This window comes from Telluribacter humicola, assembly GCF_017355935.1.
GTDB lineage: Bacteria > Bacteroidota > Bacteroidia > Cytophagales > Spirosomataceae > Telluribacter > Telluribacter humicola.
Genome location: NZ_JAFIQT010000004.1, coordinates 383,942 through 408,155, shown reverse-complemented (window position 1 = coordinate 408,155; position 24,214 = coordinate 383,942). Strand labels below are relative to the sequence as shown.

Genomic DNA, 24,214 nt, shown 5'->3' with positions numbered 1-24,214 from the left:
TCGCGGTCAGCATCCCACTCTGTTCGACTTGCATTGGCTCGGCGGGGTGGTCCCTTAGATTTGTGAGATGATAGTTAACTTTAAAAAGTACATTACCACAAGATCCGAAGGAGTGAGCGGTGAACTACGGGGTGGCTTATCTAACAGAATTAAGCTCGGAATTAGTCCCTCACTCCTTTGTCACCGATCGGTTGCCATTTAGAATTTTAAGCATCGGGCTTATTAAGGGGATTAGTATTTCGGTGTATTCGGCTCTGGATTTATCACCTAAACCACCAAGACCATGAACAAGCAGTTTTTCATCGGAATCGACATCTCCATGGCTACGCTCGACGCGGCCCTGTGCCAGGCTGAACATCCGGATCACTTCACCCATCAGCAGTTCGACAACACCGTTACGGGGTATGGGAAGCTGCTTTCATGGCTGGGGGAACATGGTGCCCACGCCAGTAACAGTTTCTTGGGCATGGAACACACAGGCCACTACACACTGTCCCTGTGCTGCTTTTTGCAGGAAAACGATATTCCATACACGCTGATCAGCCCGCTGCACCTAAAGAGAAGCCTGGGCATGGCCCGCGGTAAGAGCGACAGAATCGACGCGGGCCGCATCGCCTGGTTTATCTGCCTGCACCAGCGCTCTCTGACGCCTATACAACTGCCTTCGGGCTGCCTGTTGAAGCTGAAGAATCTGCTGGCCTTCCGCGACAGGCTGGTCAAGGCCAGCACCAGTCTTAAGAACACGCTGACCGACCTGAAGGAGACCTCTAACCTGATCGATAATACGATGATTATCAAGCTTTCACAAAAGCAGCAAAATCTCATCGAGCAGCAGATTGCCCAAATTGAGAAGGAGATGGAGGCCACTGTGAAACAGGATGAGCAGGTCTTGCGGCACTTCCAACTCGTAAAGTCGGTTGTAGGCGTGGGCATGATCACGGCCGCAGCCTTCCTGATTTACACCCAAGGTTTTACAGCCTTTGATAACGGGCGGCAGTTCGCCTGTTACGCCGGAGTGGCACCCATTGAACACTCTTCGGGCAGCAGCATTAGGGGCAAGACCCGAATCAGCTCGCTGGGCAACAAGAAGATGAAGGCCCTGCTGAGCAACTGCGCGGCCGCCGCCGTTCAACACGACCCACAGTTGAAAGCGTACCGCAGCGGCGGCCGCTACCAGAGAAAGCACGCAGAGGGTAAGGAAAGGCTAGTGATTCTCAACGCCGTCAAAGCCAAGCTGATCAATCGGGTCTTTGCTGCCGTCAGCCGGGGAACGCCCTACGTGCCGATCGCCCAGTACGGGCAAGCCGCATAGGATTAAATATTGGAAAAATAATATCAGCAATCGATTGTTTTGATCTTAGAATTCTGTGCCATAGAAATGCGGCTTTAAGGCCCATCATAAGGGTTTGAGCAAAGGCAAGTTGGATGACTAACTCAAACCTATATTACATTATGGAAATTCTCTACTTTGTTGGCATTGACATTGCCCAAGCTACGCCTCGGGGCGCCCCGTCTGGATTGGGCTGTTTATTCCCCCCAATGTATTGTACTACGTGCTCACACATAAAATTCTATCGTGGGAATTAAAGAAGCTTTACGATTAATAAAAACACTGGCTGAATGGAAATCTCAAAATACGGTATTCTGTATGGAACATACAGGACTATATAATGCATACTTCTTAGAGTTTCTGTATGTGTTAAAATTACCCCTTAGTTTACCAATACCCATTCAGTCCCTTTGGCCAGCTACCTGTGAGTCCTATGGCCTGAGCAGCTACTAGTCCGGCAGTGGAACGCCCTTAAAGATGTTGCTCCAGTTAGCCGCCAGTCAGCCGGAGCCGTAGAGACATAGGCGTATTATACCTTGATTATATTGTTTACGAAACTCATCTAGGGCGAGTATATTACACTTAGTTAAATTACATAGCAATATAAACAATGGCAGAAAGAATGGTCAGCAGGATCTAGTGAGGTATGACATGTCCTGATAGAAGTTTATACTTTTTTCTGATTTCATCTTTGTCCTATTTCGAGAAGTACTTTCTATCTGAACCTTTTAACATTAGGTAAATAGCGCCAGGGTCACCATAAAACCGATTGAAAACAAACGTCTAAAAGATCAGAATTCCTTAGAGTAATTCTTTATAGTCCGCCTCGGATATAGTCCGCCGTTACCACTGCGACCGTCCGCGGCTGCGGTCTATTTGAGAACTCCACTTAGTATGAGATTTGAAAGTAACCATGGAATAGAATAGCATCATCATGCCAGCCGATATCCTCGAGGTTAAGCTCTACGGTAAGAAGAAAGACTTTGCATTGGCCCTGCTCAATCAGAATGGGCAAGGAAAGAGTATTAAGCAATCTATGGACTTGGATGGGGTAGCAAGTATGGCCAGAAAAGGATGATTTCCTCCCCTCGGTTATCCACCTCTACAACCAGGCTACATTAGCAAAAACTAAAATCCCGGTTTTCCCTCACCAGGCTTACCTCCAAAATCATTAACCGGGGTGTGTAGAGGTATAATTTTCCCATTAAACGGAGAGCACTGTTACATAGAAGCTACAGAAGGAATGGAACGATTCTTTTGCCTTTAGTAGTGTGTTTTAATCAGTGATAACCATTTGTAATCATTTTAAAATACTAAATCGATATTCAACTAACTAATTATAATCATGAAAGAGGCAAGTAAATTTCTATTAGTAATTCTAACACTCGTAACGATCTCATTGACATTTTCATCCTGCGCCAGAAACAACTATACCGTTACTTCAGATAAAGATATGTCAGCACCCTTCGATAGTTATAAGACCTTCGCCTGGGCTAAAAGTATAAATTCGGCTCAGAGCCTGGCGTATGTAGTAAATGATGCTATTTTGAAGTCAGCGATTAGAGATGCAGTAGCACATGAACTGGCTGCCCGTAGCTATACTATGAACAGCCAGAATCCTGATGTATTAATTAATTTCCGGGTATTTGATAAGCCCGTTGAAATGACCGGTTACGAAGGATACTTCCGTGACGCTGAATACTGGGATACTGATGAAGTTAGAAATGGTCAGTTAGGCTTACTTCCCCGTGCCGCAGTGAATACAGATCCGGGACGTGCTGGTCAGCAATACTACTTTGATAAAGGTACAATGATTGTACAAATTGTAGATGCCAAGAAAGGAGTAGTAGTATGGCAGGGATACGCCAGCGGATTGACTGATGGCAATATTTTTGATAAAAATAAGGATCACATAGCTAAGGCAGTAAGTCTGATTTTTGATAAATATGATCTGGTACTAAATGAATAGAAAATCATTGCTTGGCTTCTTTTCCGACTTTGTTATAGACAGGGAGGTCTAACTCTGATTTCGACTAAAAAAATTCCCCAAAAGGGAATTTTTTGCTTTGTGGCACGGCTAAAGTAACGTTTTCTTAACAGTTCTGAGCATTCCCGGGCCAGTGAACTGATTTATGCCAGCTGTCTCAATCAGCTTTTGACAACAACAATCTCTACCCGGCGGTTCTGTTGCCTGCCAGCCGCGGTTACAGTAAATAATATTTGTTATTCCGGATTATTAACGCCAAAAGCCGTAAGGGAAAAATATTATGGAAGATATTGCCTCCTATATTCCTGATGTCCCTAAAAAATGGGTAGTACGCATTGCCCAAATTGGCTTGAATGCTAAAGGTATTGTGTACTGCTTGACCGGTATATTGGCCTTCATAGCCGCTTTTAAACAGGGTAGTGTTAGCCAACAGGTTGGACGAAAAGATATATTTCTTTTTATAGAAGAACTATTCAGGGGCAAAGTTTTACTAGGGCTGCTGGCTATAGGTCTAGCCTGTTACAGTGCCTGGCGTTTGCTTCAGGCAATCAAGGATACTGAAAAGAGGGGAGCGTGCATTAAAGGAGTGGTGTACCGAATGCGTTATGCTGCCAGTGGAATGTTCTATGGACTGCTGACGTTTTTGGCTGCTAAATTAGCTATTGGTACCAGTAGTGGTAATCTTAGCTTCAGGCGCGTTTTTACCAATGCCCTGTTGAAGTTGCCTTTTGGTCATTTGATAGTAATCATGTTAGCCGGAGTTATTGCCTTGGCTGGAATTTATCTGATTTATCAGGCCCTTTCGGGAAAATACCAGAAGAAAATAAAGGAAACAGGATGGAAGGATAAGGCAGAAGATACAATGATAAGGGCTGGTAAAATAGGGTATATTGCTCGGGGACTGGTTTGGATTATTATCAGTTATATGATTCTTAAGGCCGGCTTAAATACTACATCAGGAAAAGCTGAAAACGCCTTTCAATTTTTAGAGAGTTCCTCATATGGCTCTTTCCTGTTGGCAGGAGTAGCTTTGGGCTTTATTTGCTACAGCTTGTTTGTATTTATGGAGGCTAGGTTTCGGGACAGTAAAAGCTAGAAATTTACCCAGGAGTTGAATCTATATTATTGAAGTAGATGGAAAATCCGAAATCGAAGAAGTAGACCAAGCCAACGTCGGGAACCGGCAGATGTAGCCGCCACCATTGCTTACCTGGCCTCCGATGATGCGGCCTTTGTGCAAGGCGCGATGATCCAAGTAGATGGCGGACGGTCAGACCAACTATAATTTTAAACTAAATATTTAAGATAAACCAAATAAACCGAAGTAAAATTAGCTTTTAACGACTACAATTTCTACCCGCCGGTTTTGTTGACGTCCCGCTGCGGTTTCATTTGTCGCTTCCGGTAATTTCTCACCCAGAGAAATAACTTGAATGCGGCTGGCATCAAACCCTGCCTGGCTGGATAACCAAGCTTCCACAGCCTTGGCACGCTCCTTACCGAGTTCCAGGTTAAATTCCTTACCCGCCCGGGAATCAGTGAAACCATATACCCTTATCATAGCCTTACTATCGCCGATACGTTTGCGGATACTATCGGCTATCTTCTGTAGCTTTTCTTCCCCCGCCGGTAGTATTTGGGCTTTAGCAGTATTAAACATGATATCCTGTTCCAAAGAGTAGATGCTTAGTGTATCTGTACCCCGCAGCGTAATATCTGTATCTTGTAGGTCTGGTTCAACTATTACAGGAACATCAAAATCAATATTCGCCCAAACAGCATCGTTTTGGAAAGCCACTGCTGTATCCTCCGTGGCCACTTCCGAAACCGAATCAGCATCCTCAATCCGGTTACCAGTATTGTTACAAGCACTTATAATTAGTGCCAATATGCAAATAGTTAATCCTAGTAATTTTTTCATAGTAGTTACATAAAGGTTACCAAATATTGTACGCTTTCCGAAACCTTATGTTTATCAACACAAAATTAGGACAATGACCCTGGACGGAATTCTGATTAATTTATAAAGGGTTAAACCTACCTTATAAAAATAACAGTTGTTATTTTTACAACAATGCAACAATGATAAAGGTTTTATATCCAGCTTCTTTGGTAGTTATAACAGCCCTAATCATTTGTATATATGGAGTGCATCAAAAGGTATGACGGTCCGCCGTTCCGAGGCAATTGATTCTTCGATGCACTCCAAATCGCTACTCGCCCCTCCTGCTTTCTGCGCCCACTGAACGATACAGCTGCTGTTATACTTGACTACAAACATATCTGCCCCACCACTGGTGGTAAGGGTCGTACTGCCAAAGGTAATGCTGCCCCCAAAGTAGCCGATTACATACACACTGCCACTACCGTCCACAGCAATGTTTTCCCCTAGATCAGTACTTGTTCCGCCTGCTTTCCACGCGGTGGCATCGGGAGAAGGATCACCCGCAGGTTTGTTGCTGCACACCCACTTGCTGCCATAATAAAGGCGCAGGCAATGAAAAGTCGTGTCGCTTGCTAGATCTCCAGTCTGTGTAGAAGGCAAAGCCAGAATCTGATCATAAGTCAGGCGAGGCGGATAGACTGACGGGCTGCTGCTTCCCAGACAGCCCTAGCTACCCGAGCTGTACAGTTGCAGGCAGTTCATCGTCGTGTTAAAGATGACTATGCCGCTGGCAGGGTTAGCGATGGAATCGCGCTGGGCCGAGCTCATGCGCGGGGGCAAAAATGCCTTGTTGGTGCTTTCCAGCTCCAGCACGGCCGAAGGATTGGGCATCCCGGCTCCATCGCGTATCTTGATCTGAGCCCGGGCTACCTCAAAACGGTCATTATTCTTAAGCTAGGACATACTTGTACTTTCTAAATCTCTCTAATCTAAAAAAGCTGACATAGAGGTACTGAGAGAACAAAGTCACCATAGTACCCTTAGATAAAATACTATAAAGTTGTTATACATCTTTTGTTATTGAAAGTATAAGTCACCTTATTTACAGCTTATTAGCTAGACACACATGTGAAATATGTAAAGAAATATTCAGCTCTCCTTACGCCCCTCCTCTCTTACATCATTGATCTTAAAGCAGAGCAGACTGTTTTGATGCAGCCACAGGCTGTTTTGAAAGGAGTGTCTATGCCAGAAAGCATGAACCGGACTTTCTCCTCAAAATGATAATTGCATACAAGCCGTACTAGCAGCAGGAACATAATTAACTATTCACACATAATTACTACATCATGAAAAAAGTAGCCATTCTACTGACCTCACTACTTATGGCCTTTGTATCAGGCTGTCAGGATCATAATCTGGAACCTCACCCTAATGAGGATGTCGCGGCCTGGCGGGCAGGCGGTCCTGCCGGGGATGTAGGCAGAAGTATCGCCGTGGATCAGAGCGGCAACCTATATGTCACAGGAGCCTTCGCCGGTACTGCTACTTTCGGCTCTACTACCCTTACCTCTAGCGGCGAATTAGATATATTCATTGTCAAATACAACGACAAGGGGGATGTCATGTGGGCTAAACAAGCCGGAGGACTTCTCTCTGACCAGGGGTCTTCTATTGCGTTGGATGAACAGGGTAACTTCTTCGTCACAGGGTACTTCTCAGGTACAGCCACTTTTGGTACCCAATCGCTTACCTCCAATGGAAACTTGGACATATTCATGAGTAAGTACAATACCAACGGAGAGGTACAATGGGTAAGGGGCGCAGGAGGTACTGGTGGTGATGGAGGATCTGGCATTGCCGTTGACAAGAGCGGGAACCCGTATATCACAGGCAGCTTTCGGGAAACCACTACTTTTGGCTCCACCTCCTTTACCTCCCGAGGTGAGAATGATGTATTTGTAGCCAAGTACAGTAGCAATGGGGAGGTACTATGGGCCCAGCAGGCTGGAGGAGCAAGTTATGATGGAGGAAATAGTATTGCCATAGATGATAGCGGAAACGCCTATATCATAGGTGACTATGACTTGGATGCCATATTTGGTACTTTTACCCTCACTAGTGTGATATCGAGAATAAGTATTGATCAATTCATTGCTAAATACAGCAGCACCGGTGAGGTGCTTTGGGCCCGTAGAGGTAGTATCGGATACGGAACCGGTATTGCAGTAGATAGGAGTGGAAATATCTATGCTACTGGATCTGTATATATAGGTGCGTTCAATCCAGAGATAGACCTGGTTAAATACAATACAAACGGAGATGTGCAGTGGTCAAGATTCTTAGGCGCAATGGGTTTAAATGAAACTGGAGCAGATATAGCCGTAGATAATAGTGGAAATGTATATGTGATAGGTAAAACAGAGAGTTCACAAATCGGTATCGTCGAAAGAACGAGTACAGGATTGGTGGGTGTAACCATCAACCAGGTTCATTATGGTGGTGACGATATCTTTGTGGCGAAGCTTGATGGCAATGGAGATGTCCAATGGACCCGAAGTGCCGGTGGGGCTGGTAATGACTATGGACTAGGTATTGCCGTAGATGAACACGGTACGGCGTACTCAACAGGAAGCTTCGAAGGCACCGCTACGTTTGGTACCACTACCCTTACATCTGGTGGGGAAGGCGATATTTTTTTAGCAAAATTTAAGTAGCAATAAAAGTCCGGCAGCTATTTTAACCAGTAGCTGCCGGGCCATGTTTATGTTACCCGATTGGGCATACTTTATCATCCAGATATGATAAATGAATTTTGAAAGGTGTATATATCTTGCTTCTTGTTCTATCTTGAAATCCTACTTCCGATAAATCCATTTTAGCGTAAGATAGGATAATAAGGATCCGTCGGTTCTCTGGCTTTGGTTACCCCTTATCATCAATATTGAGCAGGTACGAAAGATCTTGTACCCTCTTAATGTTATATATACTTTATCTACCTTTTAAAGTCCTTTTACTGCGACTTGAGAGTCTTCACTGGAGTTACCATTGCGGCCTTGATGGCTTGGTAACTCACCGTGAGCAGGGCAATACCGGTTGCTATCACGCCAGCCAGTGCAAAGATCCACCACTCCACGTTGATGTGATAAGCATAGTCCTGAAGCCACCAGTTAGCGCCAAACCACGCAATAGGGAATGCAAAGCAGCAGGCGATTAAAACCAGTTTTACAAAATCCTTAGAGAGCAACGCCATAATGCTTACCAAGTTGGCACCCAAAACTTTTCTCACACCGATTTCCTTTAACCTTTGTTCGGCCGAATAGGTGGCCAGTCCGAAGAGGCCCAGGCATGCAATGACCACGCTGGCCAGGGCGACCCAACCCAAGATCGTTTGGCTGCGCTGATCTTCAATGTAAAACCGCGCCAGCTGCTCGTCGAGGAAGTGGTATTCGAAAGGCTCGCGTTCATCGTTTGCCACCATTACTGCTTTAAGCTTTTCGAGGGTAGTCTGAATGTTCTGCGGCTGAATCTTTACTGAGTAATAATCGATAGGATAAATCGGGTTGTCATGGTAGGCAATGACTAATGGCTCTATCTTCGCCCGTAGGGATTGAAAATGGAAATCCTTCACGATGCCTACCACACGCGGTTTAAACGAAGCGTTGATATCATCATATATCGGATTAAAAAAGGATCCACGGGCACTTTGCGGAATCTCAACACCTTCATTGGAAATTTGGGTAATACCGAGAATTTTCGCGGCCGCTTCGTTGATCAGGATGGCGGAGGTGTCATTCGCATTTCTGAAGTTCCTGCCTTTGAGCAACTCGATCCCATAGGTGGTCAGAAAATCCTTATCCGCACCAATCACATAGGCCGTGCGCAGCTGATCGCCACCGCCCTCCTTTTTGAGTTTGACTCTCACTAAAGTTTTCCATTCCCCAGGCACATGCGATGATACAGAAACTTGCTCTACAGCAGGAATCTTCGACATCTCGTTCTTCACCCAGTCAAAGTTGGAGCGGGCCTTGATCACATTCACGTCGATGACCACCATCAGGTCTTTGTTGAAGCCCAGGTTACTCTCGTTTAAAAAACGTACCTGCCTGAAGAGCACAATCGTTCCAATGATCATTACAGTCGAAATTGTAAACTGTAGGACGACCAACGCTTTGCGCACGGAGAAATCACTACCACTTTTGAGCGCCAGGCCTTTTAGTAATGAAACTGGTTTGAAACGGGAAAGCAACAGGGCTGCGTAGCCACCAGAAAGCAAAACCATCGCCAGGATCAGGCCTGCCGCAGCGGCCCAGAAACCTAAGCCCACAGAGGAGAAAAGCGAAAACTTTTTATTAACAAACTCATTGAATGAAGGCAGTAAAATCGCAACGATGAGCACAGCAACCCCGAAAGCGATCACAGTTGTGATGAGGGATTCAACCAGAAACTGCCCTATCAGATTGCTACGCACCGCTCCGATTACTTTCCGGACACCTATTTCCTTAAGTCGGCTTGAGGCCCGGGCAGTGGTCAGGTTCGAGTAGTTTATTCCTGCGATCAGCAAGACAAGAATGGCCGTAAATAGGAACACTGTTACGTATACAGGGTTTCCCTGCGGAATGGGATCAACATTTGAATTTTTTCCGCCATCGGTAATTCCGTCAGATTTCAAATGCACGTCCTTCAATGGCTGAAGACTATAGGAAAGTGTGGTGCCTGGTTCAAGCTGAACATTGGTGTGAGTCAGATGAGTGATTTTACCGGAAACAGAATCAGGATTCGCCCCAGCCCGTAATAAGGCGTAAACCGTAAAGTTAGCTGAAGTCCAATCAATCTCTGCTTCCCGTTTGGACTGCTCGTCGGTAAAGGTTGACTCCGACATGACACTCGTAAAATTAAAACTCGAATTCTGCGGATGATTTTTCAGGATCCCGGTGATCTTCAACGGCTTCTGCATTCGGTCGAACTGTAGATTTTTGTCGATTACGTCAGTTCTGCCAAAGATCCGCATGGCAAGATCTTCGGTGATAACAATCGTGTTAGGTTCCTTCAAAGCGCTACGTCTGTCGCCTTCAATGAATGGGAAATCAAATACCTGGAGGAAATACTCATCGGCGATGGTCATCGTTTCCTGCACGTTGACAGGATTCTGTGGATCGACAAGGTTTGCACGCCCAACGCGTTGCATGCGTGTTGTCTGTTCTACTTCCGGAAACGAGTGCCTGGGTTCTTCAGCGACCATATACCCGGCTGCGGCGACCGTTGTAGCTTCCTGGCTGGGACTTTTTTGGTGCATGATCACCCGATAGATTCTTTCCCCTTGCGTATGCTGGGTATCGAAGTTAAGTTCCTCATACACGTATAGGCCGATCAACAGGAAACAAACCATGCCGAATGTAAGGCCCAATACATTGATCGTCGTGTAGAGTTTATTTTTCCGGAGGTTTCTCCACCCCATAATAAAATAATTTTTGATCATACCGTTGGATGTTATAGGTTGGTGAATTTTAGCTGACCGGATAATTCCAGGTCTAAATAGTAACAGAACGTCTTTGGACAAACGTAAATTAGCCTTGAATTTCCCTTGGTCTGCTACTCTTCTATCGTAGAGTTCAAGCAGGTCTCCTTCGATGTCGGCATGATATTCCGGCTTGCAAAACCATTGCAGGAAACGCAAGATGAAACGAGGTGGCTCGGCGCTTTTCATAAAATGTTATTTAAGATTTAGCACCAGTTTGGGCAGTGCCTTCCAAAGCTCATCGCGAGATTCTTTGCAATAGTCCAGGGCTTTTTTTCCGTAAGCTGTGATTTCGAAGAAAAGCTTTGGTCGTCCACGCCGGCTTTCGGTTGAATCCCCGGGCGTTGACTTTAAGAAGCCTTTGGATTCCAGTCTCCGCAGTGTAATCTGCAAGGCTCCGATGGTTACTTCACGGCCAAGGCGTTGTTCGATCTCATCCTTGATAGTTACTCCGTATGCATTGCCGTGTAACACGCCTACCGTAAGAAGGACAATCTCCTCAAATTCACCGAGTTGAAGATGTTTCATAACTGAATAATACTATTATGTAGTAATAATAACTAAGTTTTTGTATAAATACTATTTTGTAGTAATAATTAATTCGGATGGGTGACTGAACTGAGTCCCGGTATAAAATCTCTCCTTAAATTTTGGTGGTATCTACTGCTTCACTATTGAGTGGGGAACCCCTAGCTTATCAACCACTTCAAAAGAGATCGCAGTCAGTAATCCTGTGATCAAGCTTGCATTACGATGAAACTCACGCTCAAAATAGGTATATCTAGTTGTATGGTATGATACACTAAACTGCGGCCTGGTCACTAGTTCTCAAATCCACTTCATGAACAATGTGCTTGTTCAACAACATTCCATACTAAGTGGCGAACCAACTTTTGATAGTAGTACTCGCTCCTGAACAGAAAACGAAACTCTCAGTGGGTGGTAGTGGATTTCAGTACTTCCTTGTTCAGGAGAATGCTTATATTTCTTAATACCGTTCATCAGTGTTTGATGCCATTTATATAAATTTATTGCCGCTTAAATTAATCTATACCTAGTACTATGTAATACATGGTACGTTTTTATAGATTTACTATCTTAGCCATTCGGAGATTTATTCCTCATAGCTCGCTTGAAGGGTTTTAAAACAAAACCTGGTAATTAAAGATCAGTAACATATCAGGATCCTAACCCAACGGAGTGGCTTTCATAAGGTATGAAACACTATATATTCCTAAGAAAAGGTATGGTCTGCCTAGGCTCAACTGGGCGGGCAAAACTACCCTGATGATGATCCTGGCAAAGCTGTAGCTCCCAGGAAGTGTACTGTGTACCAGGATGAGATTTAGAGGCTTAATAATAAGGTTGAAGTAGGAAAAACTCGGCTACCAGCGCAAGGGATTCCCCTTAGTATTTGATTTATTTTTCATAAAAAAAATAACACTTTAAGTTATGATAAAGAACAATCTGATAATCGCTATACGGGTACTCTGGAAAAACAAACTTTTTTCATTAGTCAATATCATGAGCTTGTCATTAAGTATGGCGGTTGGCGTTATTCTTTTTACAGGTCTAAAAGCCACTTTTGATACAGACCATTTTCATCCAGAACTCAATAAAATAGTAAGGGTACTCACGCAGGAAACAAAGGAGGGGGGGCAAACCAAATGGGCAACTGCTCCATTGCCATTGGTGTCTCAAATGGACAGTATCTCCTTTGTTGAAAATACGGTAAAAGTACGTCAGGCAGGAAAGTATAACTTACAAACTGACAAAGGTGATGTACCTATTGACATAAAGTTTTCTGAGCCTTCTTTTTTTAATGTTTTTGGATTTAAGTTGTTGTCTGGCAATGCACAAAGCCTTATACATAACTCCACTTCCCTTTTTTTAACTGAAAAAACAGCAGAAAAAATATTTGGCAACACCAATGCTTTAGGGCAAACTGTTCAATTTGAAAACTTAGGTTCTTACACCGTTGAAGGCATTATCCAGGACCCGCCTTTAGAAACCCATCTACCCATTGAGGCACTATTATCTTTTAGTTCTACTGAAATGCTTGAAAAAAAAGGTGCAATTAGTGATATTTCACAAGACTGGGGAAACTTCAAGAGTTCGGCCATTTACGTAAGTTTAAAATCAGAAGATAATGTAAAGCAGCTCAATAAAACGCTCCAGAATTATAATCGTAAAATAGATAAGAGTAGTCTTCAATTTCTGGCACAACCCATAGAAGATATTACTCCTCGAAACAATGACATTATAAATGACCGTAATGCGGGCGGAGATTGGACGAGTATACAAGTGCAGCTATTTATAATTCTAGCCTTAACCCTTTTAGCTGCTTTTAACTATATCAGTTTGGCATTGGCGCGTGCCTTCTCACGAGCTCAGGAAGTAGGGGTTCGCAAATCGGTAGGCGCAACAAGAGGGCAGGTTATGGGTCAATTTTTAGTAGAATCAACCATCGTTGCCCTATTTGCTTTGTTATTCACAGTTCCTTGTGTTACTGTTTTAGCCCACTATATACCCGATATGGATGATGTGACATTTTCCTGGGATATAATCTTAATTTTAAGCTTGTTAACTTACGCAGTTATCACGGGATTAGTCGCAGGAGCATTCCCGTCATGGCTACTGTCATCGTTTCAGCCCATACAGATTTTGCGTAAAATGAAGAATATAAAGCTGTTCCAGGGTGTTGCTGTTTACAAAGCTTTGATCGTTGTACAATTCTCAGTGACCATCATGTTTATGATACTGGTTGTCATAATAGCCGATTATGATAGAAAAAATAGGTCAATCATTAGCTCAACCGTGCCATCCAATGTTCTGACCCTTGATTTAAAAGGTGAACAGTATGAAGATCTACAAAATGAAATAAGCCAGTTAAGTCAGGTCGAAACGACCTTGGCGACTAACTGGTATCATGAACCTATCAAAATAGGCAATGATACAGTAATATTAAACAATAAAACGCTGGAAATAAACTACGTAAGTATTGATCCAAGAACAATTGAAATAGAAGGTATTAGGTTAAAATCAGGGCAAAATTTTCCTACAAATATGCCACAAAGTACTGAGCAGTATGTGTTGGTGAATGAAGCTGCCGCAAAACTACTGGAAATTAAATCGCAGACCATAGTAGGGCAAAATCTATTACTGGACTCTGCCTATGTTCAAGTCATTGGCATCATGCCCAATGAGGTTATTGGCCAGGCAGTCCCTTTAATCTATCGGTATCTGCCAAATGAAATAGCCTCATTGACTATAAAAATAAAGCCAAATACTGAATTGGAAGTAACCAAGGCCATTCAGTCCTTATGGAAAAACCATTTTCCTGAAAAAACTGCAAATCTCTATAACTTAAAAGAGTACCGTTATTCGGATGAAATCAGTGGAGAAATGGAGTTTTTTGGCGGCTCTGCCCTAATTGTCCTGATCATCGCTGCTTTAGGCATTTTAGGCATAGCAAGTTACTCCGTAGAAACAAGGACTAAAGAACTGGGTGTAAGAAAAGTAATGGGAGCAAGCAACGCAGAATTGGTGTGGACAGTTACCAAAAATTTCGGCTTTCTTATCTTGATTGCTGGCATTATTGGTGTTCCTGCAGGCTTGTTTGGCGGTGATTTACTAAAAAAGGAAATGGGTAACCATCTTGATTTAAGTTTTATAAATTTAAGCATAGGCTTTGGTTTGGTTGCTATACTCGGGCTACTGACTGTCTTATCCCAAACCATTCGAGCTGGTCAAGTTGAACCAGAAAAAGTTTTGAAAGCAGAGTAAAAAGGAAAAATCATTCATTAGCAGGTTATGACGATAGCGAGACAAAAGATTCTATTCCGCGACACTACGACCATAATATAACAACCAACTACATGGAGCAAGATGATGGGCATTTGTTGCTACCACCACATTCGGGTCTTTGACAATTTTGTGGTCATATATACTGTGCAAATCCACGTAGTCTGAGATGCTCGAAGTTGAGCAGACCTTAGCTGATTTGCTTAATATAATGAATGACATGAATGATAACCAAAATTGCCCTGTTGGGTCGGTACGTTATACATATCTTTATTGTAAAGCCCTACCAATGATTAAAAAGGCCATGTATCGACTCACACACTGGGAAGTCTGGGATTATCGTGTAAAATTAATTCCGTTGATTCCTATCTGGCTTTGGCACTGTGGTCGGTCGCGGTCGTGGTGGTTTTTCACGACTGCCAACCCAACGCTTACCTTTGGGGGATTCGAGGGAGAAACCAAACGGGAAATGTATGAGCAGCTACCGCCGGATCTATGTCCAAAGAGTATCTATATAGCGCCGACTATTTTGGCCGATGAGGCAGAGCAATTGGTTGCGACTCATTTTGATGCTTATCCAGTTGCGGTGAAACCTAATGTAGGCATGATGGGGCTGTTATTTCGGGTTATTTACACGGCGAATGAGTTACGCCTATACCACCAGCAGATGCCTGTAGAATACATCGTTCAGGATCTGATCACCTATCCCATAGAGGTAAGCGTATTCTACTACCGGTTTCCCGGCGACTCAACCGGCACGATCACTGGGTTTGTTAGAAAAGATTTCCTGGAGGTAATCGGCGACGGACACTCCACACTTTGGGAGCTGCTCCAACAATATCCGCCGGCCCGCTTCCGACTGGATGAGTTGCGGGCAAAACACGCCAACCGCCTGGATTACGTAGTACCCAACGGCGAAAGGTATCGCCTGAGTAATGCTCTCAACCAAACCAGGGGTGGCCGGTTAGTAAGTCTTGCCCACGAAAAAGACCAACGGCTGCTGAGCGTCTTTGATGCTCTGAGCCATTTTGCTGGGCACTTTTATTTCGGACGATATGACATCAAATGTGCGTCTATAGACGACCTCAAAGCGGGCCGTAATTTTTCAATTCTTGAATTTAACGGCGCGGGAGCAGCCCCGCACCACGTCTATGGAAACGGAAACTCACTTTGGCAGGCTTACCGAATCGTAATACACCACTGGTCTGTGCTGGCGCGCATTGCCCGGCAGAACCACGCGAGGGGGGTGCCCTACTGGTCGTTTCAGCGCGGCTGGAATCAATTAAAATCGGCACAGATTCACCTTCAACTCCTAAAAAAACTGGACAGAGCTTTTCTTCATAACGTGGAAAATGACCTGTCATCAACAGTAGCCCGGCAAGCCACCAGAGCATAAAGGGGGGGCTTTTGGTATTAGAGCAAAGAATAGCTTAAAGGAATTTTAATCTTCTTTGAAATTGATAATGTTACCTTTCAACTTCTCGCTGCTACCACAACCCACTCTGAGCTTGCTGCTATTGTCCTGTAGTTGTAGTAGATACTCTGGCTAGTTGGGTATTGAAATACGATTATTGTTGGTTCTCCTTCATTAGGCACCGGAGGGCGTATAGTGTAACCTCCTTACAAAATAGAGCTATAAATAGGAGGGTATGTTGTCTGAGAAATCAATATATTAAACATGTATTTTGTAGTTTGCCTATTCAAATCAGATTTATCTAAATATGGAGCGGCAGAGTGGCCAGTACTTTGGACAAGTAGATTTAAAAAAGCAAGTTGATAACTTCTATATAACGACTTCACAACATGCCCCTCAGACAATAATTCCCAATCATCATCATGTTAATCCCTACTTCACTCTAGTTTTAGAAGGTATATATAAAGAACGAGTAGGCTCAAAGGTCTATACTTTCCGGAAGGGTGACGTTGTCTTTCATCCAGCAGAGGCTGAACATAGCAACCAGTTTGATCAATCGCCAGCTCTTTGTTTTAATGTTGAAGTACCGCTAGCAACGACTAACCAATACGCTGATTTGTATCTACTACCAGTTGATGGGTATCAGGCTATTGACCTGCCTTCTGTTAAAAGTTATATGGTGTGCCTGCTGGAAGAAGTACAGCGCACTGATGCCTTCTCAGAGCTTATCATTGGTGGAATCGTGCGTCAGTTAATTGGCTTATTTCTACGCCAAAGCCAACTGGATCGGCGTGCTTCCAGATGGGTTGATCAAGTCAAAGCTTTTATAAATGAGACTCCTCAACAGAATCTCACGTTAGAACAACTAAGCCAGCTTACTGGTTTATCGGCCGATTATTTATGCAGGCACTTCAGCCGGACCCAAGGCATGACTTTAGGGCAATATATGCGTCAACAAAAGGTGGCTCGTGCTTGTAACTTACTTGAAGGAACCAGGATGACGACAGAAGAAATCGCTTTTGAACTAGGTTTTTCGGATGCCAGCCACTTTAACAAAGTATTCAAAAGAATAATGAGTTTGTCGCCTTCAACTTACCGACATACTATTTGCCGACAATCCCATACCATCATCCCAAGATAGTACAAGGACATTTGCAACAGGATGCCTTTTCTTTGCCAAAAATTGGCATCTAACAATGAAAGCTACAAGTGAAGATAAACCTCATTGGGTCCTGATACTAATCAGTAAATGGATGATTATTATTGGACTTATACTATGGTCCAGTAGACTACAGGCACAAAACTTCCTTAATCTGAGTTTTGAATATGCCTCTCCCCGCGGCTTTCCTCTTGCCTGGGAGGTTAATGAAGGAAAGGGAGCACCATCATCAATCAGAGTGGATTCAACTCAATCCTTTGATGGTCGTAAGAGTCTGATTTTCACAGCCCAGCAAGCTCCCATGTTGTTGGCTGGCCTTTTTTTTAGTGTTGAGCGTCTAAAAGGCCATACGCTGACTCTGACTGGTCAGATAAAGATTGATAGTTTACAAGATGGAGAAGCCCGTTGGTTTCATTATGATTATGGTCGTCGCTCGTTTGGGTTTTCTGACCAAGCTGTAACGAAAACAACCAATTGGCAACCTTTCCGGTATTCTTTTAACGTACCAGAGGATGCCCAAGGTGAAGGTATTGTGCCAGGCCTCAAGGTAAATGGCACCGGTAAAGTGTATCTGGATGCGGTTCGCGTTGAATTAGATGGTCAAGAGTTATTAGACACACCTCCCTCCTTAAAGCCCTTATCTACTAAACAACAAGCCTGGTTAAACCGAACAGTTGTGCCCTTACGTTCACTAGATCCGAATGATCCGGTAGATGACTTAACTGTTTTAAAACGGCATATCGGCCCAAGCCGATTGGTTGGCCTGGGAGAAAACTCCCATGGTTCAGGCTCTCTCTTTCAGGTAAAACACCGGTTGATTCAGTACCTGGTGGAAAAGATGGGTTTTACAGTTATTGCCATGGAAGCACCTGCGCCAGAAGCCGATCTGATCAATCGTTACGTGCAGGGAGGCGAAGGAAGTCCGGCCCAGGTGACGCAACTCCTTGGCTTTAAGAGCTGGCAAACCAAGGAAGTACTATCTATGATTGAATGGATGCGAGCTTACAATCAGAGCCATCCCGATAGCCCAGTTGAATTTCGGGGATTTGATTTACAAAGTCAGGAAATACCGCTGCAAAACCTGGCTCGTTATGGCGAAAAGAATGATTCTACCTTACTGGAGCTTGTAAATAAAGTAACCGCGACATTGAGGTCAAAGCCCTTGAATGACTCTTTGCGAACTGTAGCCTATCAACAGGTCCAGGTGATTATTGCACATTTGAAAGACCAAAAACAAAGTAGTGAAAATAAAGGTATATTGGAGCAGCTGCAACATGATGCCGATATACTCGCCCAATCAATAGCTTTACCCTTTCTCAAAAATCGCCGAGAATGGATGGCACAAAATATCCGTTGGCTGGTGGATCAGCATCCGAAGAATGTAAGGATGGTCATCTGGGCGGCAAATGGACACATTTCCAAACAGGGAGTCAATATGGGGCACTACCTCCATGATTGGTATGGGAAGGAATACTTCGCCATTGGCTCTACATTTAACCAAGGCACCTACTCAATATATGGCTCACCAGGATTTTTTGCTGTCGAAACGCCCTACCCCGGCACCTATGAGTATTTATTAAACCAGTGCCAGTATCCTGATTTTATACTAAATCTATCAGCCATACAAAAGCAGGATGAGGGGCATTGGATAAAGCAGCAATTAGGATTTCGCTTTTTAGAAACAGAGACCCAGCTTAATCAATTTAGATCCATGTCTATAACCGAACATTTTGATGCTCTTATTCATCTGAGAACAAGTATTCGCTCAACATACATTAATCCATAAGAGAGCTGAGGCCAGGGTAAACTGAGCCTTAATTATATTTATCCAGCTTACTGTATCTTATGAATTTTCAAAGTATCGGTTTGAACAAGTACCAACATTTTCGTCGCTTAGTACCTTCAACTACATCATCTTGAATTGTAAACTTCTTTAATAAAACTGATGACTTCCGAAAAGAATTGAGGTGGATGAGTTTACCAGGGATCATGACAACTGCTTGGTATTATTAATAATTCAGCCCGCGGAAGTACCTGAGCAAACTTTCTTCCCTAGTCGAAATCATATTTTGGTTCACTGGCAAATACAAGGGCAGGAATATTGATTTTGCTGAGGCTGTCTATCACGGGGAAATGACCTGATACTTGCTTTTGTTTCGGACAAGAGGTCGCCCGAGCTAAGCTCTATTTCATTTGTTACTAAGCTTGTACTAACTTGTCCTTCGGCTGTTGTGTCTATTTGAAGCCGAAATTCATCTTTTGCTTATGAGAAGGATTATGTATAAACCTGGACCGAAGGCTCTCCATGCAGTACGATAACAATAGGCTCCTTTTCTCCCACCTTCCAGGGGCAAGTGAAGGGCTGCCATTTAAATAATCATCCTACCCGTAGCTGAAAGGTGAAAACTTAATCAGGAGTACAAGAAGAGCCAGCCCTTCAAATCACATGACTGGTTCTAGTAGATCATACTGCGCTGTTTATTTACAATATTCTTCAATGATTGGATGGGCTTTTATTTCCCCCATTCTTGCGGCTACGCTGAGATCGCCGCATCCGTCACTAGTATTGCCCATGTGCATTCTGGCTATCCCTCTGTTCAAAAAAGCTTCTCCGGTAGAACTTCCTCGAACAATAGCCCTGGTTAAGTCTAAATCTGCACCACGGTAATCTTGAAGCATAATCTTTGAAATGCCCCGCCTTAAATACCCTACTGATTCACCATCTGAAGTTCTTGAAAGAAATTCGTTATAATCCTCAAGTGAGCCCATATAGTCTTCTTGTGCAGACCGTGAGAGCCCCCTAAGATACCATGCAATAAAGGAGCGGCTATCCAGCGTCAGAGCTTTGGTGCAGTCCTCAATGGCTCCTTTATAATCTTTAATCGCAACTCGTGAAGTTGCCCGGGCTATATAGGCATCTAGAAAGCCGGGGTCCACATCCAAAGCTTTGGTATAGAAGGCAATGGCTGATTTTTCATCGCCAAGCAAGGACTTTGATTCGGCGATACGATAATAATTGCTTGCCGTTTGTCCAAGTGCAGGAAGGGCCGAAACCAGTAGCAGCAAGCTGTATAGCAGTCTGATCATAGTGGTAGAAAGCTTAATGGGTATTACCCAAATTACTTATTCTACTATCCATCTCCAAAGCAATTTTATGTAACGGTCTATTAATTATAGGGTTCAGTCACCATAGGGGCTTGTCCTAGCGGCTTCTTAATATCATACTTCTGATAACATTCAATTATCAGAAGTAATAAATGATGTGATAAAAATAGAGCCGAACATAGAACAGTATATTAAAATCTTACAAACTCGAATAAAACAGCTTATTACACCTGCCTTTCTGGCTAAATGGACTGACACCCGATGGACCTAAGTTTGGACCTCCCGGCTACGAGATAAACCTATTGTACGTAGCAGGTTTAGTATAGTTACTGATAACGGGAGCGGGTAAGTATTCGATCGACTACCTGATAAAAAGCAGAAAACAAATAGATAGAAAAAGTTTGGTTGTACCGGCAAAGGTTAATTAGTACTGAAAAGGCTGTGGTGGGAAAAGCTATCGTGAAGCAATACCTGTTTATACATGTTGTAGTAAGCATCTGCTTTGTTAGCCTGGAGGTACTGCAGCCTTTTTAATATTGCTTTTAACGATTGTAGAGTACGGGTAGCTAAGCTACTGGTATGTAACATACAAGGCTTTATGTTTCACCCGCAATTTTGCCACAACATGACTCAGAAGGATAGGTATATATTTCGGTGAAGTGAAAGTACATATCAAAGGGCGACATTTGTAGCTTTAGTTAAAATCACTAATGCTACAAAAGGTAAAAATATAGGTGTGTATGTGTGAGCACTAAGCTAACAGATGCGGAACAAGTGGATATACGATTGTCGGAATGCCTACGCAAAAGTAGAGGATAGGTAGTACATGTGTCAATACTGTATTTACAGTATTTATGAGACTTTGATTGTGAATTTTACTAAATCATCATAATACCGGTTGAAAACTTATTTATTGTATTTAATGGCTATTTGGTATCGTTATTGCTAGTGGTAACGGAGTGTCTGTTTACCCACTTATATATATATGTTAAAGAAGGTTCTTATTATTGATGATGATGACCTAGCTCACCACCTACTTACGGTTACCTTGACAGATAGTAAATTTGTAGAACAGGTAGTGGTACTAACAAATGGCAGGGATGGATTAAACTATTTCGAAAAGTTAAGTATCAGCGGAGGTGCCGAAGCACCTGAACTTGTCTTGCTGGATCTGAAGCTGCCCACTATAAGTGGTTGGGAATTTCTGGATGAATTTGGCAGTAAGTACCAGCAGATGTATCCCACTACCCAATTTTGTATTCTTTCTAATTCAGTAAATCCAAAGGACCAATTTAAGTCCATGGACTACTCAAATGTCATTACCTTCCTGGACAAACCTCTTGTTCCGCAGGACCTGGATCGATTAAAAAATAGGGATGAACTAAAAATGTACTTTAGTGCGCCCTATCATTCAGATCAGAAAGAGTTGGTAGAGGTATCTTAGTCCTCTGCATTCCATATAAAATATATCAGTACCCCGATTCGTCGCTCGCCTTACGGAAGCGACTTCCTCCTTTTCAGAAACTTACCTACTAATCCTGATTAATAATTCAGGAGCCATAAGTACTATCTAAGGCGCCCGCCCAGTTTGCACCCAAATAAGATCGTAGCTTTGCTGACTCTTCGTTAAGGTCAACTACACACAATTCCTCGCCTCTTTTTCCTTCCTCTACTTAATTAGCAAGGCATTCACCGACACTGTTGGGCTGTTTATCTATATCCTCCGTTTTTCCTGCACATTCAACCCGTTTTGCAACGTTAGCAACATAAACAATCTATTTATAAAATGTAATACAGATAGGTTTGGGATTGAAGTAAAATTTTACTGGTCATGTGCTTTGTTCTGCTTTTTTGGTAATCCATAATCTTCCAGACACGGCACGTGCTCTTGGACATTGGGTACATGAATTTAAGAAGGCCACCGAGGACATAAAAGATGCTTTAAACGATGCTGTGCCATATTAGAAAACGAAAAATTGATTATGAGCAGGTTACATTTTCGATCCCACCAATAATATTTTATTAGTGCGCCAGGGCCTATAAGTAGGTGAGCATAATCAATGAATACCAGCGAAATAGCTGCCGCTTTGCCATGCCCTGGTATAAAAAAATGTAATCTGCTTCCTGTCAACTTGGGAGTAGAATCTAATAAGCAAAATGAATATTAATTGATTTGAAGAAAGGCTAAGCAGAAAGCTGGAAAGTATACAGCCTCAGTATCAGACAGAGGATTGGGAGAGAAGGCAGCAGTACATGATCCACCACACGTCACTTTTAGTCTTAAAGCTTCCTGAGTGGTGGTATGAGTTGCATCGGCAAATGAGCCAGCAGCAAAGCATTATCTGCAATCAAAATCTGATCTCTACTTAAAATAGTATCTTAACTTAGGGTGGCTTCTAAGCATAGCCATATTGTCCAATACAAATGGTTTACTCAGGAAAGCTATAACGCTGGGATAGTGGGAGGCTCTTTCCTGATCCTGTGGATCAAGAGAGGAGGTTAGCATGCAAATGCTGGTCTGTGGAAAGTACTTTTCAAACCGCTGGGTGTACTCTTCCAGAAATTCCCATCCATCCATTACGGGCATATTTATATCCAGAAATATCAGGGTTGGAGGGACTTTCTCTTTCAGGAGCACCTCATCCAGATAGCCAATACCCTCTTTACCATTCTTCAGAATGCTAATGCACTCCGCAAAATGATAACGTTTGACGGTAAGTGTTACAATTTTTAATGAGATATCATCATCATCTATCATTAATAAATTGTGGATCATCCGGTATAGGGGGAGTAGTTGTCGTTGCTATATAAATATATTTTAGTACACAAGTTAGATTCCTCTTATTAAAAATATGTAAAAATGCAGTTAAGACTTAGTGAATGGTAAAAAAATCCCACTCAGCGCAACTTCATCCTACTATAAGTAACACTGAGTGGGATTCTGGAAGTGACTTTTACTGGGCGAGGTATCCGCCATCTACCGGATAGTAGGAGCCATTGATAAAAGAAGCTTTATCAGAACTTAAAAATAGTACTAACTCGGCTACCTCTTCGGGTTGGCCCAGGCGGCCAATGGGGTGTTTTGACTCGAGCCATTTAAATGTGTCTTCATCAAAATCTTTCAGTAGAGGAGTCAGGATGAAGGCGGGACCTACCGCATTGGCGCGTATGTTTTGGGCGGCGTACTCAAGGGCTATGTTTTTAGTCATTCCCACTACTCCGTGTTTAGCGGCTACGTAGGCAGGACTCATCGCAAACCCTACGCTTCCCAGTATTGAAGCCATGTTTACGATGGCTCCACCTCCACTATTCAGCATAGCGGGGATCTGATATCGCATCCCAAAAAAAACACCCGAAAGATTTACGGCAATAACCTTATCCCAACCTTCTATGGGGTACTCTCCGGTAGGAGCTGCGGGGCCTCCTATGCCGGCGTTGTTACAGGCTATATGCAAGCCTCCGTACCTTTCTATTGTGGCTGCAACCAGCGCCTCGTTATCTTCTGGGCTGGAAGAATCTGCTTTAACAAAAAAAGCTTCCCCACCTGCCTCACGAATCAATTTTACAGTTTCCTCACCTTCCTGCACGTTGATATCAGAGACGGTAACATTGGCACCCTCGGATGCATAAAGCAGAGCGACACTTCTACCTATTCCTGATCCGGCACCGGTTACTATGGCTGTTTTTCCTTTAAGGCTATACATGCTATGACTATTAGTAGGGTTAATACTCTTTTCCTGGGCTTTGATCAAACACAAAAGTCCGGCTCATAGTCTGTTAAATGAATGACGCAGATCACTCTGATTTATGATTTGGATATACCAGCTGTGTGTCTATGGCTGGCAATTCTACAGCGGTAGAGTTTGTACATACGTACAGGTATATACGATTAAGCTTGATTAATTATATAAGAGTATGGTTCGGGCAGTATCGGCAGGTATATATTAAGCTATCAAAATGTAATGCTGAAGGTAGTCCCCACCTCTACCTGGCTCTCTACCTGGATCATACC

The 24,214-nt window shown here is 43.3% G+C and carries 20 protein-coding genes; 12 read left to right on the top strand and 8 right to left on the bottom strand.

Features of this window, described 5'->3' with window-relative positions; translation table 11 throughout:
• Positions 1-283 precede the first annotated feature (283 nt).
• The 5 genes from JUB14_RS19605 to JUB14_RS28175 all read left to right on the top strand — a co-directional run bounded on the left by JUB14_RS19605 (position 284) and on the right by JUB14_RS28175 (position 4,602).
• Entirely contained in the window at positions 284-1,312 is a 1,029-nt protein-coding gene (locus JUB14_RS19605; protein WP_207508508.1) for an IS110 family RNA-guided transposase, read from the top strand.
• Between the two features lie 952 nt (positions 1,313-2,264).
• Positions 2,265-2,408 carry a hypothetical protein gene (locus JUB14_RS19600; RefSeq protein ID WP_207508507.1) on the top strand — a complete coding sequence of 48 codons (144 nt, stop codon included), beginning with the start codon at positions 2,265-2,267 and terminating at the stop codon, positions 2,406-2,408.
• A gap of 267 nt (positions 2,409-2,675) precedes the next feature.
• Positions 2,676-3,299, top strand: coding sequence for a DUF4136 domain-containing protein (locus JUB14_RS19595; RefSeq protein ID WP_262897622.1), 624 nt, complete (start codon positions 2,676-2,678; stop codon positions 3,297-3,299).
• 298 nt (positions 3,300-3,597) lie between these two features.
• Entirely contained in the window at positions 3,598-4,413 is an 816-nt protein-coding gene (locus JUB14_RS19590; protein ID WP_207508505.1) for a DUF1206 domain-containing protein, read from the top strand.
• 45 nt (positions 4,414-4,458) lie between these two features.
• Complete coding sequence (locus JUB14_RS28175; RefSeq protein ID WP_207508533.1) at positions 4,459-4,602, top strand: SDR family oxidoreductase; 144 nt, start codon at positions 4,459-4,461, stop codon at positions 4,600-4,602.
• Between the two features lie 45 nt (positions 4,603-4,647).
• Here JUB14_RS28175 and JUB14_RS19580 read toward each other — a convergent pair whose 3' ends face one another.
• The 3 genes from JUB14_RS19580 to JUB14_RS28245 all read right to left on the bottom strand — a co-directional run bounded on the left by JUB14_RS19580 (position 4,648) and on the right by JUB14_RS28245 (position 6,093).
• Positions 4,648-5,238 carry an OmpA family protein gene (locus tag JUB14_RS19580; RefSeq protein WP_207508504.1) on the bottom strand — a complete coding sequence of 197 codons (591 nt, stop codon included), beginning with the start codon at positions 5,236-5,238 and terminating at the stop codon, positions 4,648-4,650.
• 210 nt (positions 5,239-5,448) lie between these two features.
• Entirely contained in the window at positions 5,449-5,784 is a 336-nt protein-coding gene (locus JUB14_RS19575) for a hypothetical protein (RefSeq protein ID WP_207508503.1), read from the bottom strand.
• A gap of 144 nt (positions 5,785-5,928) precedes the next feature.
• Positions 5,929-6,093, bottom strand: coding sequence for a phage tail-like protein (locus JUB14_RS28245; RefSeq protein ID WP_510187065.1), 165 nt, complete (start codon positions 6,091-6,093; stop codon positions 5,929-5,931).
• 458 nt (positions 6,094-6,551) lie between these two features.
• Between JUB14_RS28245 and JUB14_RS19570 the strand changes: the two genes are divergently transcribed.
• A complete protein-coding gene (locus JUB14_RS19570) occupies positions 6,552-7,919 on the top strand; it encodes an SBBP repeat-containing protein (RefSeq protein ID WP_207508502.1) in 1,368 nt (455 codons plus the stop codon).
• 296 nt (positions 7,920-8,215) lie between these two features.
• On the opposite strand, the gene JUB14_RS19565 is transcribed toward JUB14_RS19570, so the two are convergent.
• Positions 8,216-10,909, bottom strand: a complete 2,694-nt coding sequence (locus JUB14_RS19565; RefSeq protein WP_207508501.1) for an ABC transporter permease — start codon at positions 10,907-10,909, stop codon at positions 8,216-8,218.
• 6 nt (positions 10,910-10,915) lie between these two features.
• Positions 10,916-11,248 carry a PadR family transcriptional regulator gene (locus JUB14_RS19560; RefSeq protein WP_207508500.1) on the bottom strand — a complete coding sequence of 111 codons (333 nt, stop codon included), beginning with the start codon at positions 11,246-11,248 and terminating at the stop codon, positions 10,916-10,918.
• 924 nt (positions 11,249-12,172) lie between these two features.
• On the opposite strand from JUB14_RS19560, the gene JUB14_RS19555 reads away from it, so the two are divergent.
• The 4 genes from JUB14_RS19555 (at position 12,173) to JUB14_RS19540 (ending at position 18,883) form a co-directional block, all read left to right on the top strand.
• Positions 12,173-14,506 (top strand): ABC transporter permease, encoded by a 2,334-nt coding sequence (locus JUB14_RS19555; RefSeq protein WP_207508499.1) that lies wholly within the window; start codon positions 12,173-12,175, stop codon positions 14,504-14,506.
• Positions 14,507-14,828: 322 nt separating this feature from the next.
• Positions 14,829-15,920: an ATP-grasp domain-containing protein gene (locus JUB14_RS19550; RefSeq protein ID WP_207508498.1), complete on the top strand. Its 1,092-nt coding sequence runs from the start codon at positions 14,829-14,831 to the stop codon at positions 15,918-15,920.
• A gap of 325 nt (positions 15,921-16,245) precedes the next feature.
• The gene (locus JUB14_RS19545; protein WP_207508497.1) at positions 16,246-17,079 is read left to right on the top strand and encodes a helix-turn-helix domain-containing protein; all 834 of its coding nucleotides are present in this window, start codon (positions 16,246-16,248) and stop codon (positions 17,077-17,079) included.
• A gap of 55 nt (positions 17,080-17,134) precedes the next feature.
• Positions 17,135-18,883: an erythromycin esterase family protein gene (locus tag JUB14_RS19540; protein WP_207508496.1), complete on the top strand. Its 1,749-nt coding sequence runs from the start codon at positions 17,135-17,137 to the stop codon at positions 18,881-18,883.
• A gap of 692 nt (positions 18,884-19,575) precedes the next feature.
• Here JUB14_RS19540 and JUB14_RS19535 read toward each other — a convergent pair.
• Entirely contained in the window at positions 19,576-20,184 is a 609-nt protein-coding gene (locus tag JUB14_RS19535) for a tetratricopeptide repeat protein (RefSeq protein WP_207508495.1), read from the bottom strand.
• Positions 20,185-21,187: 1,003 nt separating this feature from the next.
• On the opposite strand from JUB14_RS19535, the gene JUB14_RS19530 reads away from it, so the two are divergent.
• Positions 21,188-21,646: a response regulator gene (locus JUB14_RS19530; protein ID WP_207508494.1), complete on the top strand. Its 459-nt coding sequence runs from the start codon at positions 21,188-21,190 to the stop codon at positions 21,644-21,646.
• Between the two features lie 389 nt (positions 21,647-22,035).
• Entirely contained in the window at positions 22,036-22,167 is a 132-nt protein-coding gene (locus JUB14_RS28170) for a twin-arginine translocase TatA/TatE family subunit (protein ID WP_374757825.1), read from the top strand.
• 397 nt (positions 22,168-22,564) lie between these two features.
• On the opposite strand, the gene JUB14_RS19520 is transcribed toward JUB14_RS28170, so the two are convergent.
• Positions 22,565-22,978, bottom strand: a complete 414-nt coding sequence (locus JUB14_RS19520; RefSeq protein ID WP_207508492.1) for a response regulator — start codon at positions 22,976-22,978, stop codon at positions 22,565-22,567.
• Between the two features lie 178 nt (positions 22,979-23,156).
• A complete protein-coding gene (locus JUB14_RS19515) occupies positions 23,157-23,906 on the bottom strand; it encodes an SDR family NAD(P)-dependent oxidoreductase (RefSeq protein ID WP_207508491.1) in 750 nt (249 codons plus the stop codon).
• Between the last annotated feature and the right edge of the window lie 308 nt (positions 23,907-24,214).

Bases quoted from the DNA above. Each gene is read 5' to 3' on its own strand.
- JUB14_RS19605 (WP_207508508.1), top strand. From the start codon at position 284: ATGAACAAGCAGTTTTTCATCGGAATCGACATCTCCATGGCTACGCTC.
- JUB14_RS19600 (WP_207508507.1), top strand. From the start codon at position 2,265: ATGCCAGCCGATATCCTCGAGGTTAAGCTCTACGGTAAGAAGAAAGAC.
- JUB14_RS19595 (WP_262897622.1), top strand. From the start codon at position 2,676: ATGAAAGAGGCAAGTAAATTTCTATTAGTAATTCTAACACTCGTAACG.
- JUB14_RS19590 (WP_207508505.1), top strand. From the start codon at position 3,598: ATGGAAGATATTGCCTCCTATATTCCTGATGTCCCTAAAAAATGGGTA.
- JUB14_RS19580 (WP_207508504.1), bottom strand. From the start codon at position 5,238: ATGAAAAAATTACTAGGATTAACTATTTGCATATTGGCACTAATTATA.
- JUB14_RS28245 (WP_510187065.1), bottom strand. From the start codon at position 6,093: ATGCCCAATCCTTCGGCCGTGCTGGAGCTGGAAAGCACCAACAAGGCA.
- JUB14_RS19570 (WP_207508502.1), top strand. From the start codon at position 6,552: ATGAAAAAAGTAGCCATTCTACTGACCTCACTACTTATGGCCTTTGTA.
- JUB14_RS19565 (WP_207508501.1), bottom strand. From the start codon at position 10,909: ATGAAAAGCGCCGAGCCACCTCGTTTCATCTTGCGTTTCCTGCAATGG.
- JUB14_RS19560 (WP_207508500.1), bottom strand. From the start codon at position 11,248: ATGAAACATCTTCAACTCGGTGAATTTGAGGAGATTGTCCTTCTTACG.
- JUB14_RS19555 (WP_207508499.1), top strand. From the start codon at position 12,173: ATGATAAAGAACAATCTGATAATCGCTATACGGGTACTCTGGAAAAAC.
- JUB14_RS19550 (WP_207508498.1), top strand. From the start codon at position 14,829: ATGTATCGACTCACACACTGGGAAGTCTGGGATTATCGTGTAAAATTA.
- JUB14_RS19545 (WP_207508497.1), top strand. From the start codon at position 16,246: ATGGAGCGGCAGAGTGGCCAGTACTTTGGACAAGTAGATTTAAAAAAG.
- JUB14_RS19540 (WP_207508496.1), top strand. From the start codon at position 17,135: ATGAAAGCTACAAGTGAAGATAAACCTCATTGGGTCCTGATACTAATC.
- JUB14_RS19535 (WP_207508495.1), bottom strand. From the start codon at position 20,184: ATGATCAGACTGCTATACAGCTTGCTGCTACTGGTTTCGGCCCTTCCT.
- JUB14_RS19530 (WP_207508494.1), top strand. From the start codon at position 21,188: ATGTTAAAGAAGGTTCTTATTATTGATGATGATGACCTAGCTCACCAC.
- JUB14_RS19520 (WP_207508492.1), bottom strand. From the start codon at position 22,978: ATGATCCACAATTTATTAATGATAGATGATGATGATATCTCATTAAAA.
- JUB14_RS19515 (WP_207508491.1), bottom strand. From the start codon at position 23,906: ATGTATAGCCTTAAAGGAAAAACAGCCATAGTAACCGGTGCCGGATCA.